Origin of the sequence: Acetobacter cerevisiae, from assembly GCF_001580535.1 — a bacterium.
Lineage (GTDB): Bacteria > Pseudomonadota > Alphaproteobacteria > Acetobacterales > Acetobacteraceae > Acetobacter > Acetobacter cerevisiae.
In genome coordinates this window covers 1-3,664 of sequence record NZ_LHZA01000060.1, presented here as the reverse complement: position 1 = coordinate 3,664, position 3,664 = coordinate 1, and the positions used below count along the sequence as shown (strand labels likewise).

Here is a 3,664-nt window from a genome sequence, read left to right as displayed (position 1 = left end):
GGGAGGGGGCGAAATCCTACGCTAAGGATTTAGGCCAGCGATATTCGCCGGTGAGGTTGATGTGTTCCCATCCCAGCGGTGAGACATGGGCGAGGAGATCAGGCGGGATGATGATGCCGTCCACGGCGCGTCTGTCCACGACCTCCCCGAGCTTCATGGTGTTCCAGAAGATGATGATGGCGGCGAGCAGGTTCATGCCGGCAATACGATAGTGCTGCCCTTCGCCTGAGCGGTCGCGTATCTCACCTCGACGATGGAAGCTGATGGCGCGCTTGAGGGCATGATGGGCCTCGCCCTTGTTGAGACCGATCTGAGCCTGGCGCTGGAGACCGGCGTCGAGAATCCAGTCGATCATGAACAGGGTGCGCTCGATGCGACCGATCTCCCGCAATGCGAGGGCCAGCTCATTCTGGCGCGGGTAGGAAGCGAGCTTGCGAAGAATCTGGCTGGGGGCGACGATGCCCGCTGCGATCGTTGCCGTGACGCGCAGGATGTCGGGCCAGTTGCGCTCGATGAGCGGTTCATTGATTTTGCCGCCAACCAGCGCTCGCACATTGGCGGGCGTCGCGTTGGGCGTGAAGGCATAGAGTCTTTTCTGAGAGAGATCTCGGATACGCGGTGCGAACCTGTAGCCGAGCAAGGAGCTGGCGGCGAACACATGATCGGTAAAGCCACCCGTGTCGGCAAAATGCTGGCGGACGCGGCGGCCTGCGTCATTCATGAGCAGCCCATCGAGTATATAAGGTGCCTCGCTGACCGTTGCTGGGATGACCTGGATAGCGAAGGGTGCATATTGATCGGACACATGGCTGTATCCCTTGAGGCCTGGGACGTTGCCATATTTCGCGTTGATCAGATTCATCGCTTCGCCCTGCTCGGTAGCAAGGAAGAACTGCCCGTCGCTGGATGCGGATTTCCCTTGTCCCCAGAAGGCGGACATAGGCAGAGCGGCATGGGCTTCCACGATCATGGCGAGCGCCCGATCATAGGCGCTGCCTTCGACATGCCAGCGTGCGATCCGCAGCAATTCCCAGAAGCTGTGCGTATTGGTCGCCGCTGCCATCTTGCGTAGACCAAGATTGACGCCTTCCGCCAACAACACGTTCATCAGGCCGATATGGTCGCGGCAAGGCACGCCAGTGCGCAGATGCGTGAAAGCCTCGGAGAATCCGGTTCGCTCATCGACTTCCAGCAACAAATCGGTGATCCTCGTGGACGGGAGCTGTTGATAGAGATCGAGTACGAGATCCTCAGTGCCTTCGGGTGTGTCAGCCTTCAGCTTGTCGATGTGCAGCTTGCCGTTCTCGATGATGCCGCCTGGGATCGTACCGGTTCGCGCCGCGCGGCCAAGCGCCTTCAGTTGTGTATCCAGTCGAGCCCTGCGCTCGGCAAGCCATTCGCCGGGTTGCAGCGGCACAGCGAACCGCGCGGTCTGCTCTATCGCCTGTGGCGGGACCAGGATCTGCTTGAGGTCGCCATAGCGGCGCGATTTTGCCAGCCATATGTCGCCGGACCGGAAAGCGTCGCGGATATGGAACAGCACCGCGATTTCCCAAAGTCGGTAGTCGCCGGCGGGCGCAGCGCGAAGATGGCGATGCCATTTGGAGTTGGGACGTAGAAAATCCATAGGAGGATCGGATTTGATCCCGCTCTGTAGCAGCGCGATAGCCGTCAGAAGAGGCTTGGCAATCGGCGCCGCCTGCATGTCGAGCAGGCGCAGCATCCTGGGCGCATAGAGGCGGAAGCGATGATAGCCGTCCAGCACACGGCTGAGCGGGTCGGCAGCGAGCACATTGGTCAACGCAGAGGCCGTGGCGACAAGGGTTCTGAACCGTTCCCAGCCTGGACCGGTGGTGATTATCCCGTCCAGGGATGCGCCATCGTCCTGCGCTCCAAGCAAAGCACCACCGATTTCAGCAAAAGACTTCAGCGTGTCCCGAACGACCGCCTTTTCGTCGGCGATCTTGGTGCTGCAAAGGCGTTCGGAGACCCGATAGAGACGGCCTACGATGCGATCGTGGGTCTCCACGATGACATCAGCCAGAGATGACCGCCATTCCATGGTGCAGACAGCGAGGATTGCAAGCCGCCTGCCTTCGGGCAGATCGCGCATGCCGTCGGCGTAATAGCGCTCGCCCTGCCGGCGAAGGCGGGTCACACGATGCGCGGGAACGCCGTCCAGCAAATCTGCCGGAAGATCGAACTTGTGGAGATATTCCAGTCGATCCATCAGCCGATTGGCCGCCGCCGAATTTGCGCCAACTTCGAACTGTCGCAGCCATACGAAGCGGGTGATGCGACCATCCACCGTATTCTCTAACAGATGAGCCAAATTCTCGCTCAGGGCTGGTGTTATGCGATGGGCGATACGATCTTCGATCCTGCGTTCGGCCTTGACCAGTGCATCGGCACAAAGGCGCTCAATCGTTGAGAAACCGGGAAGGATTGTGCGGGTGCGGCGACACTCTGCAACGAAGCGACGGGCAAGATCCTCATTCGATGTCGCCGCCTCGGCTTCCCGAGCGATCCAATCGCGCAAATCCCGTGCGCCCCGCCCCGAAAAGGAGCGATAGCCGTAGATCCGGCGTAGGTCCGCCAGATGCTCATGCCGGGTCTCCTCGCGCGCGGCATAGAGGAGTAGATCGTCACGGCTCAGCCCGAGCTGGGCCGCGATGAAATCCGATACCTGTGCCGGGATCAGCTCGCCAGGGGTGAGTACCCGGCCCGGGTAGCGCAGGACGCACAGTTGCAGCGCGAAGCCGAAACGGTTGTGGGCGCGCCGGCGCTGGCGGATATGCCCGAGATCCTCATCGCTAAGGGTATAGTGCCGCAGCAGATCACCTTGATCGACCGGTAAGTGAAACAGCGCCTCGCGCTGTCGATCGGTCAGGGTCACGCGACGCGGCATACATGCTCCTTATTCTTTCCAAGGTAAGGTTTGAGATAGTTTGATTGCGATGCTGGTTAAGATACACAATAGTGCAAGCTTATGTGCTCATGTTCGTCACCGCTTCAAACCAACGTTTAAGAAACATGCTGATCGGATATGCCCGCGTCTCCAAAGCCGATGGTTCCCAATCCCTCGACCTCCAGCACGACGCCCTGCGTGCCGCCGGTATCGAGCCAGGTAATATTTATGATGATCGTGCATCCGGTAGCCGCGATGATCGGCCCGGCTTAGCTGCATGCCTCAAATCCTTGCGCGACGGCGATGTGCTGGTGGTCTGGAAACTCGATCGCCTCGGGCGCTCGCTCGCCCACCTGGTCAACACCGTGAAGGATCTGTCAGACCGCAGGATCGGCCTGCGTGTGCTGACCGGAAAAGGCGCTCAGATCGACACCACGACCGCATCCGGCCGCATGGTGTTCGGTATCTTTGCCACTCTGGCCGAGTTCGAGCGGGATCTGATCCGCGAGCGCACCATGGCTGGCCTTGCCGCAGCCAGAGCGCGCGGACGAAAGGGAGGGCGAAAATTCGCCCTGACCAAAGCACAGGTGCGTCTCGCCCAGGCCGCCATGGCGCAGCGCGACACGTCTGTTTCCGATCTGTGCAAGGAACTCGGGATCGAGCGCGTCACTCTATACAGATATGTCGGACCGAAGGGCGAGCTCAGGGATTATGGGAAGCGCGTTCTCAACTTAGCGTAGGATTTCGCCCCCTCCC

Annotated in this window: 2 protein-coding genes; one reads left to right on the top strand and one right to left on the bottom strand. The window is 60.3% G+C overall.

Features of this window, described 5'->3' with window-relative positions; genetic code table 11:
* Window positions 1–16: 16 nt before the first annotated feature.
* On the bottom strand, window positions 17–2,908 hold the full coding sequence (locus AD928_RS00555) for a Tn3 family transposase (RefSeq protein WP_062247411.1): 2,892 nt from the start codon (window positions 2,906–2,908) through the stop codon (window positions 17–19).
* Between the two features lie 125 nt (window positions 2,909–3,033).
* Between AD928_RS00555 and AD928_RS00550 the strand changes: the two genes are divergently transcribed.
* A complete protein-coding gene (locus AD928_RS00550; RefSeq protein WP_062247410.1) occupies window positions 3,034–3,648 on the top strand; it encodes a recombinase family protein in 615 nt (204 codons plus the stop codon).
* The last annotated feature ends 16 nt before the right edge of the window (window positions 3,649–3,664 follow it).

Bases quoted from the DNA above. Each gene is read 5' to 3' on its own strand.
- AD928_RS00550 (WP_062247410.1), top strand. From the start codon at position 3,034: ATGCTGATCGGATATGCCCGCGTCTCCAAAGCCGATGGTTCCCAATCC.
- AD928_RS00555 (WP_062247411.1), bottom strand. From the start codon at position 2,908: ATGCCGCGTCGCGTGACCCTGACCGATCGACAGCGCGAGGCGCTGTTT.